General features: G+C 65.6%; 16 protein-coding genes. 5 read left to right on the forward strand and 11 right to left on the reverse strand.

Going from position 1 to position 18,150, the window contains the following annotated elements; genetic code table 11:
- Nucleotides 1-19 precede the first annotated feature (19 nt).
- The 7 genes from OQF70_RS02455 to OQF70_RS02485 all read right to left on the reverse strand — a co-directional run bounded on the left by OQF70_RS02455 (nucleotide 20) and on the right by OQF70_RS02485 (nucleotide 10,250).
- Complete coding sequence (locus tag OQF70_RS02455; RefSeq protein WP_280535638.1) at nucleotides 20-1,366, reverse strand: hypothetical protein; 1,347 nt, start codon at nucleotides 1,364-1,366, stop codon at nucleotides 20-22.
- 46 nt (nucleotides 1,367-1,412) lie between these two features.
- Entirely contained in the window at nucleotides 1,413-3,473 is a 2,061-nt protein-coding gene (locus tag OQF70_RS02460) for a hydantoinase B/oxoprolinase family protein (RefSeq protein WP_280535639.1), read from the reverse strand.
- Nucleotides 3,470-5,617: a hydantoinase/oxoprolinase family protein gene (locus OQF70_RS02465; protein WP_092816956.1), complete on the reverse strand. Its 2,148-nt coding sequence runs from the start codon at nucleotides 5,615-5,617 to the stop codon at nucleotides 3,470-3,472. The genes OQF70_RS02460 and OQF70_RS02465 overlap by 4 nt, the downstream gene beginning before the upstream one ends.
- On the reverse strand, nucleotides 5,614-5,952 hold the full coding sequence (locus OQF70_RS02470) for an acetone carboxylase subunit gamma (RefSeq protein ID WP_092816955.1): 339 nt from the start codon (nucleotides 5,950-5,952) through the stop codon (nucleotides 5,614-5,616). The genes OQF70_RS02465 and OQF70_RS02470 overlap by 4 nt, the downstream gene beginning before the upstream one ends.
- Before the next feature lie 167 nt (nucleotides 5,953-6,119).
- Nucleotides 6,120-7,079 (reverse strand): uroporphyrinogen decarboxylase family protein, encoded by a 960-nt coding sequence (locus OQF70_RS02475; RefSeq protein WP_092816954.1) that lies wholly within the window; start codon nucleotides 7,077-7,079, stop codon nucleotides 6,120-6,122.
- Entirely contained in the window at nucleotides 7,076-9,091 is a 2,016-nt protein-coding gene (locus OQF70_RS02480) for a hydantoinase/oxoprolinase family protein (RefSeq protein WP_280535640.1), read from the reverse strand. The genes OQF70_RS02475 and OQF70_RS02480 overlap by 4 nt, the downstream gene beginning before the upstream one ends.
- 361 nt (nucleotides 9,092-9,452) lie before the next feature.
- Nucleotides 9,453-10,250, reverse strand: coding sequence for an IclR family transcriptional regulator (locus OQF70_RS02485; protein WP_092816952.1), 798 nt, complete (start codon nucleotides 10,248-10,250; stop codon nucleotides 9,453-9,455).
- A gap of 589 nt (nucleotides 10,251-10,839) precedes the next feature.
- Between OQF70_RS02485 and OQF70_RS02490 the strand changes: the two genes are divergently transcribed.
- Both OQF70_RS02490 and OQF70_RS02495 read left to right on the forward strand, forming a co-directional pair.
- On the forward strand, nucleotides 10,840-11,241 hold the full coding sequence (locus OQF70_RS02490) for a hypothetical protein (protein WP_092816951.1): 402 nt from the start codon (nucleotides 10,840-10,842) through the stop codon (nucleotides 11,239-11,241).
- A 40-nt stretch (nucleotides 11,242-11,281) separates the two neighbouring features.
- Nucleotides 11,282-11,731, forward strand: coding sequence for a universal stress protein (locus tag OQF70_RS02495; RefSeq protein ID WP_092816950.1), 450 nt, complete (start codon nucleotides 11,282-11,284; stop codon nucleotides 11,729-11,731).
- Nucleotides 11,732-11,780: 49 nt separating this feature from the next.
- Here OQF70_RS02495 and OQF70_RS02500 read toward each other — a convergent pair whose 3' ends face one another.
- Nucleotides 11,781-12,062 (reverse strand): hypothetical protein, encoded by a 282-nt coding sequence (locus tag OQF70_RS02500; RefSeq protein ID WP_280535642.1) that lies wholly within the window; start codon nucleotides 12,060-12,062, stop codon nucleotides 11,781-11,783.
- 46 nt (nucleotides 12,063-12,108) lie between these two features.
- Nucleotides 12,109-13,392: a Glu-tRNA(Gln) amidotransferase subunit GatD gene (gene gatD / locus OQF70_RS02505; protein ID WP_280535643.1), complete on the reverse strand. Its 1,284-nt coding sequence runs from the start codon at nucleotides 13,390-13,392 to the stop codon at nucleotides 12,109-12,111.
- 147 nt (nucleotides 13,393-13,539) lie between these two features.
- On the opposite strand from gatD, the gene OQF70_RS02510 reads away from it, so the two are divergent.
- Nucleotides 13,540-13,740 (forward strand): hypothetical protein, encoded by a 201-nt coding sequence (locus tag OQF70_RS02510; RefSeq protein WP_280535644.1) that lies wholly within the window; start codon nucleotides 13,540-13,542, stop codon nucleotides 13,738-13,740.
- A gap of 142 nt (nucleotides 13,741-13,882) precedes the next feature.
- On the opposite strand, the gene map is transcribed toward OQF70_RS02510, so the two are convergent.
- The gene (gene map / locus OQF70_RS02515; protein ID WP_280535645.1) at nucleotides 13,883-14,788 is read right to left on the reverse strand and encodes a type II methionyl aminopeptidase; all 906 of its coding nucleotides are present in this window, start codon (nucleotides 14,786-14,788) and stop codon (nucleotides 13,883-13,885) included.
- Between the two features lie 81 nt (nucleotides 14,789-14,869).
- A complete protein-coding gene (locus OQF70_RS02520; RefSeq protein WP_280535646.1) occupies nucleotides 14,870-15,868 on the reverse strand; it encodes a phosphate uptake regulator PhoU in 999 nt (332 codons plus the stop codon).
- Nucleotides 15,869-16,201: 333 nt separating this feature from the next.
- On the opposite strand from OQF70_RS02520, the gene pstB reads away from it, so the two are divergent.
- A complete protein-coding gene (pstB, locus tag OQF70_RS02525; protein WP_280535648.1) occupies nucleotides 16,202-17,143 on the forward strand; it encodes a phosphate ABC transporter ATP-binding protein PstB in 942 nt (313 codons plus the stop codon).
- 245 nt (nucleotides 17,144-17,388) lie between these two features.
- Nucleotides 17,389-18,063 (forward strand): phosphate signaling complex protein PhoU, encoded by a 675-nt coding sequence (phoU, locus tag OQF70_RS02530; protein WP_280535649.1) that lies wholly within the window; start codon nucleotides 17,389-17,391, stop codon nucleotides 18,061-18,063.
- Nucleotides 18,064-18,150: the final 87 nt, after the last annotated feature.

Consider the following 18,150-nt stretch of genomic DNA (forward strand, 5'->3'; position numbering starts at 1 on the left):
GAGTTCGTCCGAGAGACGCCTACGCCTCCGTCGCTTCCGACTCCACCTCCACGAGGTTCGTCTTGTACTCGGAGAGCTCGATCGCCGAGGGTGAGACCGGCTGCGGGTCGATCCGGACCTTGAGTCGTGACCGGACGCGGTCGATCGCGTCCTCGACGACGGCGTCGGCCTCCCGGTCCGAATCCGGGTCCAGCACGACGGTCACCGGGATCGGCGACTCGAAGCGGACGGTGTCGGAGTCGGGAACCGTGACCCGGGCGTACGGGAGCGTGCCCTCGACTTCGGCGACGACGTCGCGGATCGCGGACGGGAACACGTTCATTCCCTTATAAATGAGCATCTCGTCGACGCGGCCGATACACTGCATCCGCGGCGACGTGCGCCCGCACTCGCAGTCGGTGCCCGTGATCCGGACGTAATCGCCCGACCGGTACCGGAGCAGCGGCGTCGCCTCGCGGCCGAGCGGGGTGTACACGAGCTCGCCCTCCGCACCCTCCTCGAACGGGATCACCGTCTCCGTGTCGGGATCGAGCAGCTCGACGTGGGCGTGTCCCTGTCCGCAGTAGTGCATCCCGGCCTCCGCGGCGCACTCGGCCCACAGACAGCCGACGACGTCGCCGAGACCCATCAGCTCGCGGACCAGATCGGCGTCCCACTCCGTATAAAGCGCCTGGCGGATCTCGGGAGAGGAGATCCCCGGCCCGCCGCCGCCGATCAGCTTGACGGCCGGCAGCTCGTCGACGCTCCGGTCGAGGATCTCCGGCGCCCGCTCCGTGAGGTACCGAAGGTGCGAGGTCGTCGTGAACAATACCGGCGCGTGTAGGTCCTGCAGGGCGTCCAGCAGCCGCTCGGTGCTCCCGCCACCGGCGGGGACGACGTTGGCCCCCAGCTCGGTCATCGCCTCGAAATACGGCGTGCCGCCGGGGACCATCGTCTGGCCGACGCCGAAGATCACCGTCTCCTCGGGGCGAATTCCGGTGGCGTGAAAACACCGCTTGATGACCGCGTTCCAGTGTTCGCGGTCGCTCGCCGTCAGCCCGAAGTAGGTCGGCTTGCCGGTCGTTCCCGACGACGAGATGGTGCGGTTCAGGTCCGCGGTCGGGGCCGCCTGGTGCGCGCCGAGGGGCTGGTCAGGGTCCGGGTCAGCCTGGTTGCGTCGCTCGTCCTCCTTCGTCGTGAAGGGGATCTCCCGGAACGCCTCGAGGGTCGTGATCGACGCCGGGTCGACGTCCCACTCCCGGAACTTCCGGCGGTAGTAGTCGGAGTGCTCGGCGAGGTACGCGAGCTGGTCGGACAGCAGCGACTCGTGGCGTGCCACGACGTCGTCCCACGGGTCCGTCTCGATCGGGTCGTATACGTCGGTCATGGTGTGTTGATAGTGAAATATGTGTGTCGATACCGGCACCGGATCGTTACATCCGGAGCACGGGACCTTCCTTCTCCGCCTCGGGCCAGCTGCCGTAGTGTTCGAGGATCTCCTCGGGCGGTTTCTTTTGCTCCCAATCGTCCTGGAACTCCTCGAACGGGACCGCCTCCTCGAGGCGCTGCTCCCGGTAGCGCTCGCGGCGCTTTTCGGTCGCCTCCTCGTCGACGGTCAGCGACTCCTCGTCGTATTCGATCTCGTAGATGTTCTCGGCGGCCCAGTGGGAGACGCGGTCGGCTTCGATGTCCTCCATCACGGCCTCGGGGTCGCGCTCGAGCGCGTCGCCGTAGCCGCAGCCGCCGCCGGAGTGGCCGATGAAGAGGTCGCCGTTCTCGTAGGGCTGTGACTCCCGGACGTGGCTCGTGACGTTGTAGTCGGCGTCGAGCGGCTGCTCCTGGAGGAGCTCGATCATGTCGTCCGGGACGTACTCCCCGTTCGCCATCCGTTCCTTCAGGTCCGAATCGGTGACCGTGAGACCGGGGATGGTTCGGGGCGGATATCCGCCGAACAGCCCCTGTCCGGTGACGAGCTTCGAGTTGTGACAGATCGAGAGCCACTCGACGGCGGGCACGTGGTGTTGCATGTACGCCATCTGCATCCCGATCCCGCCGCGGTGTTTCCCGTGGCCACACGAGTCGGTTCCGTGCCGGAAGTACTGGTGGGTGAACGGGTACTCGTTCTCGACGAACTCCATGTTCGAGGCGTGCCCGAACGGACACCACGGGAAGATCGCCTCGTCCTCGCCGTCCCGGCGAGCCTGTCCCCCCGTGCCGTCGGTGTTCAGGGCGTGCGACATCAGGTCGGCGACCGGCTCCCCGTGCTGGCTCACCGCCCCGAAGGCGTATCCGGCGCCGGTGTTGGCCATCGGGGCCGTGACGTGTTCGTTCTCGGTTTCGTCGTCGTACATCGACCGCGAGAACAGCGTCGTCGTGGAGTCCATCACCACCTGATTGACCATCACGGCCTGGACGGTCGACGCCTCGGCGTCCGGGTACAGGATCGATCCCTTCGGGATCTCGAAGTCGATCAGGTCGTAGGTCCCGTTGCTCTTCGGCAGGTCGTGGAAGGGAACGCTGAACAGGTAGTTCGCCGTGTGGGCGATCGAGGCGACCGGTTGGGAGTTGAACGATCCGTCGTTCTCCGGGGAGGTCCCGGTGTAGTCGATGGAGATCTCCGGTCCCTCCTTCTCCATCGTCGTGTTCAGCCGCCAGAGGCCGTCCTCGTACCCGACGGAGTCGGCGAAGTGGACGGTTCGGAAGGTCCCGTCGTTCCAGGAGTCGACCCGTTCTTTCGCGCCCTTCCGGGATTCCTCGATGTTCCGGCGGATGAGTCCCTTGAAGAAATCGGGCCCTTGCTTCTCGATGATTAGGTCTTTCACCCGGCGTCTGACCCGGTCACAGGTCGTCAGCCGCGCCCGGAGGTCGATCTCGTGCATCCGGGGGGCTCGCGAGATGAAGTTCTTCTGCATCTCGAGCATGTCGGTCTTGAGCTGGTAGTCCTCGCCGATCTTGATGGGCGAGAGCTTCATCCCCTCGTCGTGGCGGGTCCGCGCCGAGATGGGCATCCCGCCGGGCTCGATCGCGCCGGTCTCGGTCGTGTGGACGGCGGCGGAGACCCACGCCATGATCTCCCCCTCGTGGAAGATCGGCATGAAGGCGATCTGGTCCGGGTTGTGGATGCCGCCGTAGAGGGCGTCGTTGGCGTAGAAGACGTCGCCCGGTTCGACGCCGACGGTCTCGTCGTCGGCGAAGTTGTTGATGACGTACTTCAGCGGCGGGATGCCCGTGACGACGTGCAGGTACGCTCCCGCCGCCGAGTCGATGAGGTCCCCCTGTGGCGTGTAGATCGCCACCGCCAGGTCGCGGGCGGCGATGAACTGTGAGACGCCCGAGCGGACGAAGACGTCGACGCCCTCGTCGAGGATCAGCCGGAGGCGCTCCGAGTAGATCTCGTAGTCGCCGTGGCCGAGGTCGTCCATACAGGCCAGTTCCTCGTCGGTCGGTTCTTCCAGGTCGAGCCAGTCGATCAGTTGGTCGCGGTTGACAGTCATTGGGTTGCTCCGTCGGTTTCGAGGATTCCGTTGCGGTATTCGTCCATCCGGTACGTCCAGCCGTCGGGGACCGCGGTCGTCGTGTAGTCCGCGTCGACGACTGCCGGCCCCCGGATCGCCATTCCCGGCCGGACGTCGTCGTATTCAAAGACCGGGGTCGAGACGGTCCCGTCGCTCGACTCCCAGTGGACGTCCCGGGAGCCCGCCTTCGCCGCCGCCGGGTCGCGCTCGCCGACCGTCGTGGTCGGCAGGTCGATGTCCGAGCTCTCGACGCGGGACTTCAGCGCGAAGTTCTCGACGGTGATGCCGTGGCTCGGCGTCACCGAGTACGAGGAGAAGCGGTCCGTGTACTGGTCGATGAAGTGGTCACAGATCGCCTCGACGTCGGACTCGTCGTGGATCTCGAGCCGCGGCGACCTGATGCGGGCGACGTGGATCTGTCCGCCGAACCGCATATCCAGCTCGAGTTCGTAGGTGATGTCGTCGGGGTCGTAGCCCTCGCTCTCGATGTCGCGACGCCCCTTCGCACGGAGATCCGCGACGGTCTCGTTGAACGACTCGTAGTCGGCCGAGTAGACGGCCTCCTCGCCCGACTCGCGCAGGTACATCGAGTTGGACTGCTCGTAGAGGTGCAGCGTGTCCATCGTCGCCGACCCCATCGCGCAAAAAACCGGCGAGTAGGGCGTCGTCACGACGGTGTCGATGTCGAGGTACGACGAGTAGGAGGCGGCGTGGAGGGGTCCGGCCCCGCCGAAACTGTAGAGGATGAACTCCCGGGGATCGTGACCCCGAAGCATCGTCTCCTTGCGGACCGTGTTACCCATATTGCCGTCGGCGATCCGGCGGATGTTGCGCGCGGCCTCGGTGACCGACATTCCCGCGGGGTCGGCGACGTGGGTCTCGATCGCCTCCTCGGCGCGGTCCACCGCCAGCCGCTGGTTGCCGGCGTAGAACTTCTCCGGGTTGATGAACCCGAGCACCACGTCCGCGTCCGTGACGGTCGGCTTCGTGCCGCCGCGGTTGTAACAGGCCGGACCGGGGTCCGCGCCGGCGCTCTCGGGGCCGACCTCCAGCCGGCCGCCGAGCTCGTCGTTGACGGAGGCGATCGACCCGCCGCCCGCGCCGATCGACTTCGACTCGATCATCGTCCCCGAGACGCGCCAGCGGTCGATGATGGGCTCGAACTCGTAGGACTGGACGCCGCCCTGGGTGAGGATGCCGATGTCGAAGCTCGTGCCGCCCATGTCCGTCACGACCGCCTTGTCGTAGCCGAGCAGGTCACAGAGGTACTCGCCTCCCTTCAGCCCGGCGACGGGCCCGCCGTTGAACGTCTCGACGGCGGTCGTCTTGTAGGATTCGGCCATCCCGCCGGTGTTGTGCAGCATCTGAACGTCCCCCTCGTAGCCGTACGCCTCCAGCCGCTCCTTGATGTCGGCGATGTGTTCCTGCATCAGCTCCGAGAGGTAGGCGTCCAGCAGCGTCGTGTTGGTCCGCTCGTACTCCTGTTTGGTCGGCATTACCTCCGAGGAGAGGAACACGGGGATGCTCCCGAGGTACGAGGGCGGGTACTCCTCGCGGACGAGCTCCCGGATCCGCTGTTCGTGTTCGGGGTACTCGTAGGACCACAGCAGGTTGACGACGATCGCCCGCGCGCCCCGGTCGACGAGGTCGCGGATCTGCTCGCGGGCGTGCTCCTCGTCGAGTGGCCGGAGGACGGTTCCCTCGCTGTCGACGCGCTCACGGATCCCATTGGTTCGGGAGTCGGGGACGAGGTACTCCGGCTTCTCCGCGTCGGAGATGTTCCGCTGCTCGTTGTCGGTGAGACCGTCCGCCCACCGCGGGCCGCGACCGATCTGCGGGTAGTCCTGCACGCCGGCCGTGGTGAGCAGCCCGAGCTTGGGCCCCTTTCGCTCGATCAGTCGGTTCATCGCGGTCGTCGTGGAGTACCGGATCGAGTCCACGTCGGCGATGAGTTCGTCGAGGTCGACATCGAGCTGGGACGCACACTTGCGGATCCCCTTGAAGAAACACTCCGACATGTCGTGTTCGGTCGTCGGCGTCTTCGCCGACACCGCCTCGCCGTCGTGAAGGGTGAAGCAGTCGGTGAACGTCCCGCCCGCGTCGATGTTGATGCGCGTCGTCATCGCGACCCTCCGTTTTCGACGAGCGCGTCCACGTCCAACTCGGTGTCGTGGGTGATCGGATGACCCGGCGGGAGGTACTCGTTCTCGATCATCGTCCCGCAGCCCGGGCAGTAGAACTCCACGATCCGCACCCAGTCGGGGTCCGGCGCGAACGAGTACTCGGCGTCCTCGATCAGGGGTCGATGGACCTCGTGCGGATGGCGTTCACGCACCACACAGCCGCGTTTGTAGTTCTCGTCGGCCGGCGCGATGGTCTCGGCACACTCGGTGCAGGTCCACGTCCGGTCCTCGAGGTCGATCTCCAGGTATTCCGTGATCCGTTTCGTCGTGCTCATCTGGTCTCACTCCGTCGGTCGTGTTCGAACGCGTCGGTCGCTGCGATTCCGTCAGTCGGATCGGTTCCGTCGGTCTGCTCGGTTGGCCGGTCGATGCTGTCTGTCGCTGTGATGCGGTCGGTCGAGTTCGATGTGTCGGTATGTCCTGTCATGGTTTCTCGGTCCGCTCACGTCGTCGCCTCCACGACGCGGGAGACGGCCGTGAGCTTGCTCGGGTGCGTTTCCGGCGGGATCTCGGTTCCACTGGCGGGAAACACCGCGTCCGGCGCGTCCGTGAAGCGATCCTCGATCGTGGACTCGATCTCGTCCGTCGACTCCGCGAGCAGCTCGGGAGTGATCCCGCCGCCGACGCGGAGGTCGGGGAATCGGTCGGCGAGCGTCGCGGGATCGCTGCTGTCGAGGAGCACGCCGTCGATCGACGTCCGCTCGGCGATCTCGGCCGCGACGTCCACGTCGTACCCCTCCGGCACGAACGCCACGGGAACGCCGAAGAACTCGGCGATGTTCCCGAGCATCTCCAACGCCGCGACGTTCGTCTCGATGACGGCGGACGGCGATTGGGCTCCCGTGGCGAACTCGGTCACGAGGAACGCGTCGACGCCCGCCCGGCCGTAGGCCCGTGCCACGTCGCCGAAGACCTCCCGTATCAGCGCCGTCGTCTCCTGGTTCGCGTCGAGGCGTGCGTCCGGCAGCAGCTCGTTGAAGGTCGCGACCGGACCGGGGAGTCCGCCGACGACCGCGACGTCCTCGAGGGTCGTGGTGAGTCGTTCGGCCACGTCGAGGACCGTCGGGACGCGTCCCGCGGCGGCCACGTCGGTCGGCGCGCTCAGCTCGCCGCCGCCGGAGACTGAGTCGACGACGAAGCGATCGGCGTCATCGCTCCACTCGACGGCCGCGTCGAGGACGTCACACAGCAGCGTCCGGTCGAGGGTGGTCGCCACTGCGTCGTGCTCGAAGAGCCGCTGTGCGCGCTGCCGGCCGTTCGCGGACTGCGTGGCGTTCCGGTGGTAGATCTCGTGGGGCACCTGGTTGATCTCCGCCGCCAGCGTGTCGACGAGGGGCACGAACGGCTGCTCCGTCGAGAGTCCTTCGAGGTAGTCGACGGCCGGCGGCGATCCGAAGCTCATCGTTCGATGATCCCGTTGGCGTATTCGTCGATCGTGTAGGTCCAGTCGTCGGGAACGACGTAGGTCGTGTCGGTCGCCTCGATCAGCGCCCGTCCCTCGACGACGTTGCCGGGCTCGAGCTCCTCACGCTGGTAGACGTCGGTCTCGACCCAGCCGTCGACGGGCCAGTACGCCTCGCGGGATCCCTTCCGGGCGTCGCTGGGATCCGCGTCCCCGAGTTCGTGTCGATCGAGATCCTCGGTGGCGACGGGCCCGACCGCGGTCAACACCAGCGTGTCGAGGTCGATCTCGTCCTCCGGATCGGCGTCGAACGCGTCGATCACGGGGTCGAGGTCGTCCGGACCGCCGATTCGGGACGGCACGTCGACCTCGTGGGTCTCGTCGCCGAGACGCGCCAGGATCGACGTCTGGAGCGCGACGTCGTCCGCGTCGAATCCCTCACCGGCCATGTCCTGGATCGCCTCCGCCTCCAGCCGCTCGACGGTTCGGCGGAACGCGTTCCCGTCGACCGAGGGAACGTCTCCGGCGATGGTCTCGCCGAGCGCCGCCGAGTAGCGGTGTTCGACGTCCAGAGTCGCGCCGCCGAAGGCGCTGAACTCGGCCGCGGCAGGGGCGGTGATGATGCGGTTGACGCCGGCCGCTGCGGCGAAGGTACAGCAGTGGGTCGGCCCCGCGCCCCCGTAGGCGATCAGGGTGACGTCGGCCGGGTCCTCGCCACGCTCGGCCAGCTGCGACTCGATGCTGTCGGCGATGTTTCGGTCGACGCGCCGTCTGACCTGGAGCGCGGCCTCCGCGACCGAGGCGTCGAGCGGGTCGGCGACCTGCCGCTCGATCGCCTCCTCGGCCCGGTCCGCGCTGAGCTGCTGGTCCCCGCCGAGGAAGTAGTCCGGGTCGATGTACCCAAGCGCGACGTCCGCGTCCGTCGTCGTCGGCTGGAACCCGCCGAGGTCGTAACACGCCGGTCCCGGTTCCGCACCGGCGCTCTCGGGGCCCACCGAGAGCTCCCCGTCGCTCACCGAGGCGACGCTGCCGCCGCCGGCGCCGGCCGTGTGGACGTCGATCATCGGGACGTGGACCGGCATATCGGCGACCTCCGGCAGGAGGTTTCGTTCGAGCTCGCCGTCGACGATCGTGCCGAGGTCGATGCTCGTGCCGCCCATATCCGCGCTCATCACCGACTCCAGGTCGTACAGCTCCCGGAACGCGTCGGCGCCGAGCACTCCCGCGACCGGGCCGGAGTTGTAGGTGTGCAACGCGACGGTCTTGGAGACGCCGGCGACGCCGCCGGTCGACTGGCCGATGAGCAGCGGGTTCGAGTAGCCGCTGTTTCGGGCGTCGTCCTCCGCCTTGTAAAGCGAGCGGGCCATCGGCCGATGGACGTACGCGTTGACCAGAGCCGTGTACGTGCGCGTTCGATACCCCGGTCGGCTGCTGACCTCGTTGGCGGTCAGCACCTGGTTGGGGCCGAGGTAGTGGGGCGGATACTCGGTCTCGATGACCGTGCGTGCCCGCTCCTCGTTCGTCTCGTCGTGGAACGAGTTGGCGAAGCTGATCAGGATGAGCTTCGCGCCCCTGTTCATCAGGGTCTTTGCGGCCGCCTGTACCTCGTCGGCGTCCACGGGATCGACCACCTCGCCGTCGGCGTCGGTCCGCTCCTCGACGCCGATCACGAGGTCTTCCCCCGAGATCAGACCGTCATCGTCCTCGGCGCTGAACAGGCCGTCCTCCTCGCCGGCCGTCGCGATGAGCCCGATCTTCGGTCCCGACCGCTCGATGATCGTGTTCGTCCCGATCGTCGTCGAGAATCGGATAACGTCCGTGTCGACGAGGAACTCCTCGGTCGGTTTGTCGAGCTTATCCGCCGCCTTGTCGATACAGTTACGGAAACACACCGTGAGGTCGTGGTCCGTCGTCGGGACCTTGACCGTCGTCGATCCATCAGGATACGACACGTAACCGTCGGTGAAGGTCCCACCGGTGTCGATGCTCACGTAGTAGTCATCCTCTGCCATGCGACCGAACTCTTGGTTACAATCGTTATAAATATTCCGGTGGTTGTGAACATATTCCGTGGGACTATAATCGTGACAGAAAACCGCACCCATTCCGTCGTCAGCCCTCCAACGAGTCGTCGATCGACTCCGTCGGCCCGGTACGGATCGCTGTGCCAACCGCCCGAGGACCGAATCGCCTCACGATGAGATCTTTTGGTAATGACAAATACAGTCAAACTCAGCGGGTATTCGCGCGCCGAGCCAGACAGATCTCGCCATCACACCCCGGTGAATTACACCTATATACGTGTAATTATTCCGGAGGATCGACGAGGGATCTCCCTGGCTCTTGCTTCACCAAGCCCCCCCAACTCCCGTCTCACCAAACCTCTCGTTCTCGCGAGTGAATCCGTATTTCGATGTCGGTGGCCGCCTCCGTGACGGCAGCCGGAATCGTCTCCTCGAACCGGGTGCCGGTCCAGCTCGCGGCCGATCCGGAGACGCTAACCGATCCAATGACCGCGCCATCCTCATCACGGCGGATCGGTGCGCCGACCGCCCGTATGCCCGGCATATGTTCCTGATCGTTCCGCGCGTATCCGTGTTCCCGGATCGTTTCGAGTTCCGTGAGCAGCGTCTCGCGGTCCGTAATCGTGTGTGAGGTTCGGGACGGGAGTCCGTGGTCCGCAAGCAGCTCCCGTACCCGATCGTCGGACAGATACGCCAGGATCGACTTTCCGTTCGCCGTACAGTGCAGATGTCGCTGCAGCCGGCCACGCTTTTCGACGTGGAACTCCTGGCCGATCGCGTTCGCTCCGTAGACCTCCTCGAGTATCAGAAGCCGATCGTCGTACTCACGTGTCAGGTGGACACAGCCGCCGGTCTCCTGGGCGAGTTCCTGAAGGATGGTCTTCGAGGCGGCATAGAGGTCCGATCGGTTTCGAACACGGACGCCGAAGGGAATGAACATCGATCCCAGCCGATACTGTGTCCCGTCCTTGTCGACGAAACCGTGATCCCGCAGCGTCGCAAGGTACGTGTGGATGCTGCCGGCCGACAGCTCCGAGTCGGCCGCCAGTTCCGAGATCGTCGACGGTCCGTTCCGGCGAAGGGTCTCCAGGATCTCACACCCCCGATCGACCGATTGGATGGTTCGTTTTTCGGTCTCACGAGCCATACTACCACATCTCGTTCAAGACGGTTAGTTTTTGTCATTACCAAAAACGATCGCGGGGCAGAACGGTTAGTTATAATACTAATATACAAATACATTGTATATTTTACTTAAATACATACTATCTATCGTCCGGGAGACCGCCACGATTCCGGTGGATAAGATGATCGCAGGTCGGCGTCGAGCAGCCGTCACTCGGCGATCAGCCGTGAACAGCCGTCACCGAAAGGAGTGTTTGAGTGGTCTTTCTCAGCCGTTTCTCCGTAGTACGGTCGCTCTATCGTCGCTACTCGTTGATCAAACAGTTCATCCGTCGATCCCAAACCGGTCCGGAGGGGGTCGATGGTACCAGTTCCTGCGTTTTTAATCTGCAGAATTATAAATATTCAATATATTATATTTAATTTATATATTTATAGTTGCGCTATGCCACCATTCAGCTGCGACGCGCGTTGTCGATCGATCCTGCATCGCGATCGAATGCTCCCACATCGAGATCGTATGTTCCGTCCCACCGTCCAAAACTCGTTCCACTATCCGAGAACTCCGTCCCACCGCCCGCCTTATTAGGCCCGCCGCGAAACCGTGCCGTATGACCCGATTCGACGCCGCCGAGGAGACGGAGCGGCACGCGCTGTTCGCCGACGCGGTGAGTGCCCACCGTGCCCGGTCGAGCCCGGTGGCGACCCTCGACGTCGACGCCGACAGCGACACCACGACGACCGAGGACGACCTCCCGCCGTGGATCCAGGTGGCGGGCACCGAGGTCGTGCTCGACGTCACCGACGACGAGCTCGATCGACTGAAAACCCTGCTTGACGACTATCCCGAGTTCCGGATCGACGAGCTGCACAGCCCCGAGGACGCCGAGGGGACGAACGCCGTGATCACGGCTCGTTCGGACGCCAACCGGATCGCCGACTTCATCGAGCGGACCTTCCGAACCGTCTTCGAGCTCGACGACGACTACCGGGTGTGGGCGAGCGAAATCTGAAGCGCACAACACTATACCGACGGGGTTCAAACCGTCTAGTATGACCGATCTCACCGACCGCATACTCGTCCCGATCTCGAGCGAGGCCGACGCCGTCGCCACCTACGACGCCCTCTCGGGATACCTCGACACGGAGACCGCACTCGTCGTCATCAACGTGATCGAAAAGGCCGGCGGCGGGATCGACAAGGCGAGCGTCGAACAGCGTCGCGAGGTCGCCGAGGAGGCCTTCGAGGCGATCCGCGGGCTCGCCGAGAACGACGACGTCCCGATCGAGACCGCGATTCACTACGGAACCGACGTCGCCGAAACGATCACCGCCGCTGCCGCCGAGCACGATGCGACCACGGTCGCCTTTCGGTCACGCGGCGGCGGACGGATCCTCGATTTCCTCTCTGGCAGCGTTCGCACGAAGCTCGTAACGAACAGCGATCGACCCGTCATCGTGCTCCCACGAAACGGGGCCGAGACGGACACCGAGACGGCATAAGGCAAGTTCCCGTCGGTTCTGGGAAGTCTCGATCGGGCGGTTCCGTTCCCTACGGATCCCGATCGGCCGGCTCGGTCGCGTGCTCTCGGGTTCGCTGGCCGCGAACGTAGAGGTACGCAAGCACCGGCACGATCGTCAACACGAGCGTCGCGACCGCCCAGACGGCTGGATACCCGATCTCGCGGTCGCGTGCGTCGCGATAGATCCAGACCGCGACCGCGAGGACGACGCCGTAGATGGCGCCGTAATACACGAGCGACCGGACCGTCGCGAGGTCGACGGCGAGGGGAACCACCGTGACGAGGAGATCGGAGGCGGCGGGTGGCGCCATCAACGGCCCCCGAACCGCCGATCGCAGCCGGATCGATCGCGACGGGTCATCGCCAGGGCCGTGACTCGGCGGTGAGCTCGCCCGCAAGCGACGTTCGCATCGTCCCCGCGACGTCGTCGGCGTTGGCGACCGCCCACATCAGCTTCACCATCGCCGTCTCGGGAAGCATATCGCCGCCCTCGATCACGCCCGCATCGAGCAGGTCCCGGCCGGTGTCGTAGACGCGGTCACAGACGCGCCCCTCGAGACACTGACTCGTCATCACGACCGGCGTCCCGTCGTCGACGAGCGCCTCGATCCGCGGGATGAGATCGGTGTGGACGTGTCCGAGCCCCGTGCCCGCGACCACGACGCCCGCCGCGTCCTCGAGGTACTCCCAGGCGGCCGGGTCCATTCCCGGAGCGAAGGTGGCAAGTTCGACGTCGGCGGCGAGGTCGGGCTCAATGTCGAGGGTCTCTCCGCGGCTCGCGTACTCGCGGCGGAGCGTAATCGCCTCGTCTGCGACCGCCCCGTCCGAACCGTCCTCCGTGGCGGTTTCGTAGTCGATCTCCCCGAGCGGCTTCGCGCCGACCGTCTCGAAGGCGTCCCGCCGGGAGGTATGGTTCTTCCGCACGCGCGTCCCGCGGTGGAGCGCGCACGCATCGTCGGACTCATCGGCGTGCATACAGACGAGCACCTCCGCGCAGTCGGATTTGGCTGCCTCGACCGCACAGACCGCGTTCATCACGTTGTCCGAGGAGGGGCGGTCCGCGGAGCGCTGGCTGCCCGTGAGAACGATCGGGACCGGCGTCTCGAGGATGAACGAGAGCGCGGCCGCGGAGTACTGCATCGTGTCGGTGCCGTGCATCACGACGACGCCGTCGGCTCCGGCCGCGATCTCCTCGTGGACCGCCTGCGCGAGGTCCTGCCAGATGGCGGGATCCATGTTCTCCGAGAGGATGTTCGCGACCACCCGCCCGCGGTAGTTGGCCCGCCCGGCCAGATCGGGGACCGCCCGGAGAACGTCCTCGGCGTCGAACCGCGCGGTCACCGCGCCGGTCCGGTAATCGACCGTCGAGGCGATCGTCCCGCCGGTCGAGATGAGCGAGATCGTCGGCAGGTCGTCGTCGAAGGTGATCTCCGAGACGTCGCCGGCCTCGGGATCCGGCTCATCGTCGACCACGTGGACGTCCGACTCGAGGACGTCGACCGACGCCGCCTCGCGGTCGACGCCGACGTTGTATCCGCCATCGAGTTTGATCACGAGGTGTTCGGCCGTCGAGGAGGGCATCAACACGCCCTCGTTCGTGACGTCCGCCCGTTCGACGCGGACGCGATCCCCTGGGTTCATACTCTCCGGTTGCGAGGGCGCGGACTTGAATCCACTCGTTCGGGACGCTCGCGGTCGTCCCGATCGACGCGCCGCTTGCCGTCGGGATCGATCGAAATCCGCCGGGAGGCGAGGCTTTTTGCGGAGCTCCCGAGTAGGCGGAGCCGTATGGCGATGCCCGCCGCCGGTCCCGACGACGTTCGTGAGCGCTGTGCCGATTGCGGTGAGGAGACCCACCATCGCGTCCGCGTCGAGATCCGGACCGAAAGCGAGGACCCCGAGAACGCCGCCTTCTCCCGGGAGCCGTACCGCGTTGCGGTCTGTACGCGCTGTGGTCGCGAGACCGTAACCCGGATGAACGACGTTTGACGCGACGACGCTCGGGACGTTTCATCCCACACGAAACCAGAATCCCGTACCGAACCCGCTCCCGGCCCCGCACCGAACCCGCTCCCGGCCCCGCACCGAACCCGAATCCCGTACCGAACTCGACCCCGTAGCAGCCTCAGCCTCAATCGAACCGGTGAATGCCCGCGGTCGTGACCTCGACGCCGTCCTCGGTGACCAGGATCGTGTGTTCGGCCTGGCTCACGAGCTGCCCGTCGGATTCCTTGAGCACCGGGTAGCCCGTGATCACGTCCCGCTGTTTGAGCCGGCGCAGCGCCATCTCGACGCCGTCGACGTCGAGCCATCTGGCGGCGAACGGGAGCCCGTCGAATTCCCGGATCGCCTCCAGAGCCTGTCGGGAGCGACGGTCGCGCACGCTCCGGTCGTGTTTGAGCTCGAAGATCTCCTCGGTCGGCCCCTCCCCGACCTTGCCGCGGCCGTCGGTCGCGAACGGCTCGATCGCCACCGCCTGGCCGGGCTCGAGCGTGACCGACCGGTCGACGCCGCGGTTCGGGACGTTCGGGCCGGTGTGGGCGTCGTACCGCTCGACGCCGTGGCCCGAGAGGTTCAACACCGGGGTGTAGCCGTAGCCGCGGATGACGTCCTCGACCGCCTGCCCGATCTCGCCGACCGGGACGCCCGGACCGGCCTCGTCGACCGCGGCCTCGAGGGCCATCTCCGAGGCCTCGACGAGCTCGGTCGAGCCGGTGTGGTCGACCGTCACGGCGGCATCGGCGATGTAGCCGTCGACGTGGACGCCGACGTCCAGACACACCATCTCCTCGCTGATCGTCGCGTCGTCGTCGGCGCCCGGCGTCGCGTGGGAGGCTTCCTCATCGACGCTGATGTTGACGGGAAACGCCAGCCCGGCGCCCTGCTCCCGGACGTAGTCCTCGGTCCACTCGGCGACCTCGAGATGGGTCGTGCCGGGATCGACCATCTCCCGTGCCTCGTTCATCGCGTCGGCGAGGATCGCTCCCGCCTCCCGGTAGCTCTCGATCTCGTCCGGATCGAACGGCTCGTCGCTCATACCCAGCGGTTCGCGGAGCGAGCGGAAAGAGGTTGCGGGACCGGCCGACAGCCCCGGATCCAGGAACCCGATCGACCGGATCTACGGCGTCGGAGCGGCCTTCTGCAGCGCCGTCTCGGCGATGTTGCCGCCGTAATCGGCGCTCCGGAGGACCGAATCGACGACGAGCCCGAGCAGTTGTGCCCGCGTCGGGTCCAGATCGCGGAGCAGCTCGTCGATCTGGCGAACCCGGTCGTCGATGTCGCGGACGTGTTCGCGCGCGTCGTTCGCCATCGCCGTCGCCTGCTCCGTGTCGTCCTCGAAGAGGGCGTCCATGGCGGTGTCGATCACCTCGACGGCGTCCTCGTGAAGGTCATCGATCGCCGAGAGGACGTCGTCGGGGAGCGGCTCGTCGATGTTGAGGGTCAGATGGGCGATCTTGGTCGCGTGATCGCCGATCCGCTCGAGCTGGCGGGCGCTGGAGTGGTTATCGAAACACGCCTCACGGGGCAACCCGAGCTCCTCGGCCGCCTTCGGCGTCCGCAGCGTCGACCGGAAGATGCGGGAGACGACCATCCACAGCCGGTCAAGATCGTCGTCACGCTGGATGACGTCGCGCGCGAGACCGTCGTCGAGGTCGCGAAGCGCCGTCAGCGCGTCCGAAAGCATCGACGTCGAGATCAGCCGCATACGGGTGACCGCGTTGTGGATCGACAGCTCCGAGGAGTCGAGTAGGTCCCGGACCACGACTCGATCGCGGGTCTCCTCGAGCACCTCCAGCCCGACGAGGCTCTGGGTCGCGTCCCGGATCGTCGACCGCTGCTCGGTGGTGATCTCCGAGCCCTCAAGCGCGATGACGTCGAAGCCGCTCACGTACATCGTCATCACTGCCCGAGTGAGCTCGCGATCAGTGAGGTCGGTGATGTCGAGGGTTCCGGTGGTCCCCTCGTCGTCGGATCGCGGGCTCAAAAGCAGCGAGTCCCCGTCGGGGTAGAACTCGACCTCGCTGCCGGCCTCGACGTCGTTCCGGTTCGCCCACGTCTTGGGGATCGAGACCGTGTACGTGGACCCACCCGTCACCTGGACCTTCCGCGTTTCCATAGTGTATCTCACCGTAGGCTATGTATAAATGTAACTGTATATATATTGTCTCGATCGGAAGACGTATCGATCAACTGATTCGGGGACGAGGCCGAGTGGAGGGCCGTACTACGCAACAGACGGCGACGATCATCCCGCACTATCAGCGCGGATATTCGTACCTGAACATATATCTATATAGTCCTTATAGTAGGTTATTTACGTGCTCGAGAACTGTCTCTCAGTGATGACGGACGAGCGCGAGGGGCCCTCGATCGCCGCCGGTCGCCGTCGACGGCTCCCCCACGTCCCGACGCAGTCTCCACGCGTGTTCCGATCGCGATCGACCAACCAATGAGCGACAGTTACCACATCCAAGAGACCGACGCCGACTCGTCATCCCCGGCCGATCCGTCCACCGACGACCGAGCCACCGACGAGTCGTCACCCGGCGAACCGTCCACTGATGGATCGTCCGCCGCTGGGACGGTTCGGCCCGGCGAGACCGAGGAGCTCGTCCCGACGATCGAGAACGTTCCCGAATCGGAATCGGTGATCCGATCGGAGGAGCTCACCGTCCACTACGGGGACGAACAGGCGCTGCAGCCGGTCACGGTCGGCATCCCCGAACGGGAAGTGACGGCGATCATCGGTCCGTCCGGCTGTGGGAAATCGACGTACCTCCGGTGTCTCAACCGGATGAACGATATGATCGACGCCGCAGAGATCTCGGGAACCGTCCGGTTCCGCGGCACTGACATCTACGCCGAGGACATCGATCCGGTCGCACTCCGGCGGAAGATCGGGATGGTGTTCCAGAAGCCGAACCCGTTCCCGAAGTCGATCTACGACAACGTCGCCTACGGACTGAAGATCCAGGGCTTCGAGGGCGACATGGACGCTCGCGTCGAGGAGGCGCTGCGCAACGCCGCCCTGTGGGACGAGGTGAAAGACCAACTGGACAGCTCCGGACTCGACCTCTCCGGCGGCCAGCAACAGCGGCTCTGTATCGCCCGCGCGATCGCGCCCGATCCGGAGGTCGTCCTGATGGACGAGCCGGCTTCGGCGCTCGATCCCATCGCGACCGCGAAGGTCGAGGACCTGATCGCGGACCTCTCCGAACAGTACACCGTGATCATCGTCACGCACAACATGCAGCAGGCGGCCCGGATCTCCGATAAGACCGCGGTGTTTCTCACCGGCGGCCAGCTCGTCGAGTTCGGTAACACGGACCAGATCTTCGAGAACCCCGAGAACCAACGCGTGGAGGACTACATCACCGGCAAGTTCGGGTAGCCACACGCCGCTTCGGGGAGTCAACGGTTGACGTTCGCCGCTCAGCGGTGGACGTTCGCCGCTCAGCGGTCGGCAGTTGACGATCGACTGTGACTACGGAATGAGACACCCGACGACCGGCGGCGGGGGGCATATTTAAGTATCCCCGACCATTCGACTGGAAGCGATCGGATCGACGCGCGGAGGCGGGGCGTTATGCTCCGCACGGAACGACGACACGGATTCACCGATATACGGGTTCACCGATGGTTCGCAAGGAATACCAGACCACACTCGACGAACTGCGCGACGACGTGCTCTACATGAGCGAGGTCGTCGCGGAGCGCCTGCGGTTGGCGCTCGACGCGCTCGAACAGCAGGACGGCGATCTCGGCGAAGAGGTGATCACCGGCGACGCGGAGGTCAACGAGCTCTATCTCGATCTCGAACAGGACTGTATCGACCTCATCGCGCTCCAACAGCCGGTGGCCGGTGACCTCCGGTTCATCGCCGCCTCCTTCAAGATAATCACCGACCTCGAGCGGATCGCAGACCTCGCCACCAATCTCGGCGGATACGCCGGGGAGGCACACCAGGAGCTCTACCCCGACGTCGACATCCAGCGTATCGGCGACGCCACGCTGGAGATGCTCGAGACCGCGATGAACGCCTATCGCGAGGAGACGGCCGAGGCGTGTTATGCGGTCTCGGAGATGGACGACGAGGTGGATGAGCTGTGTGAGGCTGCCAGCGAACTGGTCGTGCGCGACCTGATCCAGCGCGATCAGCTCGGAAGCGACGAGGACATCGAGGGGACGATGCGCGACGTCTCACGGCTGCTACTCACGATCCGCGATCTCGAACGCGTCGGCGATCACGGCGTCAATATCGCGGCCCGATCACTGTACATGATCGAGAACAACGACGACCTGCTCTACTGATCGCCGGCCCATCGGCGTTTCGAACCTCGTTCGACGGCGCCCTCGACGAGGACCAGTCGCTCGTTTTTATATCCATCCCGGATCTGT

Source organism: Halopenitus sp. POP-27, from assembly GCF_029889855.1.
Lineage (GTDB): Archaea > Halobacteriota > Halobacteria > Halobacteriales > Haloferacaceae > Halopenitus > Halopenitus malekzadehii.

Bases quoted from the DNA above. Each gene is read 5' to 3' on its own strand.
- OQF70_RS02455 (WP_280535638.1), bottom strand. From the start codon at position 1,366: ATGACCGACGTATACGACCCGATCGAGACGGACCCGTGGGACGACGTC.
- OQF70_RS02460 (WP_280535639.1), bottom strand. From the start codon at position 3,473: ATGACTGTCAACCGCGACCAACTGATCGACTGGCTCGACCTGGAAGAA.
- OQF70_RS02465 (WP_092816956.1), bottom strand. From the start codon at position 5,617: ATGACGACGCGCATCAACATCGACGCGGGCGGGACGTTCACCGACTGC.
- OQF70_RS02470 (WP_092816955.1), bottom strand. From the start codon at position 5,952: ATGAGCACGACGAAACGGATCACGGAATACCTGGAGATCGACCTCGAG.
- OQF70_RS02475 (WP_092816954.1), bottom strand. From the start codon at position 7,079: ATGAGCTTCGGATCGCCGCCGGCCGTCGACTACCTCGAAGGACTCTCG.
- OQF70_RS02480 (WP_280535640.1), bottom strand. From the start codon at position 9,091: ATGGCAGAGGATGACTACTACGTGAGCATCGACACCGGTGGGACCTTC.
- OQF70_RS02485 (WP_092816952.1), bottom strand. From the start codon at position 10,250: ATGGCTCGTGAGACCGAAAAACGAACCATCCAATCGGTCGATCGGGGG.
- OQF70_RS02490 (WP_092816951.1), top strand. From the start codon at position 10,840: ATGACCCGATTCGACGCCGCCGAGGAGACGGAGCGGCACGCGCTGTTC.
- OQF70_RS02495 (WP_092816950.1), top strand. From the start codon at position 11,282: ATGACCGATCTCACCGACCGCATACTCGTCCCGATCTCGAGCGAGGCC.
- OQF70_RS02500 (WP_280535642.1), bottom strand. From the start codon at position 12,062: ATGGCGCCACCCGCCGCCTCCGATCTCCTCGTCACGGTGGTTCCCCTC.
- gatD (WP_280535643.1), bottom strand. From the start codon at position 13,392: ATGAACCCAGGGGATCGCGTCCGCGTCGAACGGGCGGACGTCACGAAC.
- OQF70_RS02510 (WP_280535644.1), top strand. From the start codon at position 13,540: ATGGCGATGCCCGCCGCCGGTCCCGACGACGTTCGTGAGCGCTGTGCC.
- map (WP_280535645.1), bottom strand. From the start codon at position 14,788: ATGAGCGACGAGCCGTTCGATCCGGACGAGATCGAGAGCTACCGGGAG.
- OQF70_RS02520 (WP_280535646.1), bottom strand. From the start codon at position 15,868: ATGGAAACGCGGAAGGTCCAGGTGACGGGTGGGTCCACGTACACGGTC.
- pstB (WP_280535648.1), top strand. From the start codon at position 16,202: ATGAGCGACAGTTACCACATCCAAGAGACCGACGCCGACTCGTCATCC.
- phoU (WP_280535649.1), top strand. From the start codon at position 17,389: ATGGTTCGCAAGGAATACCAGACCACACTCGACGAACTGCGCGACGAC.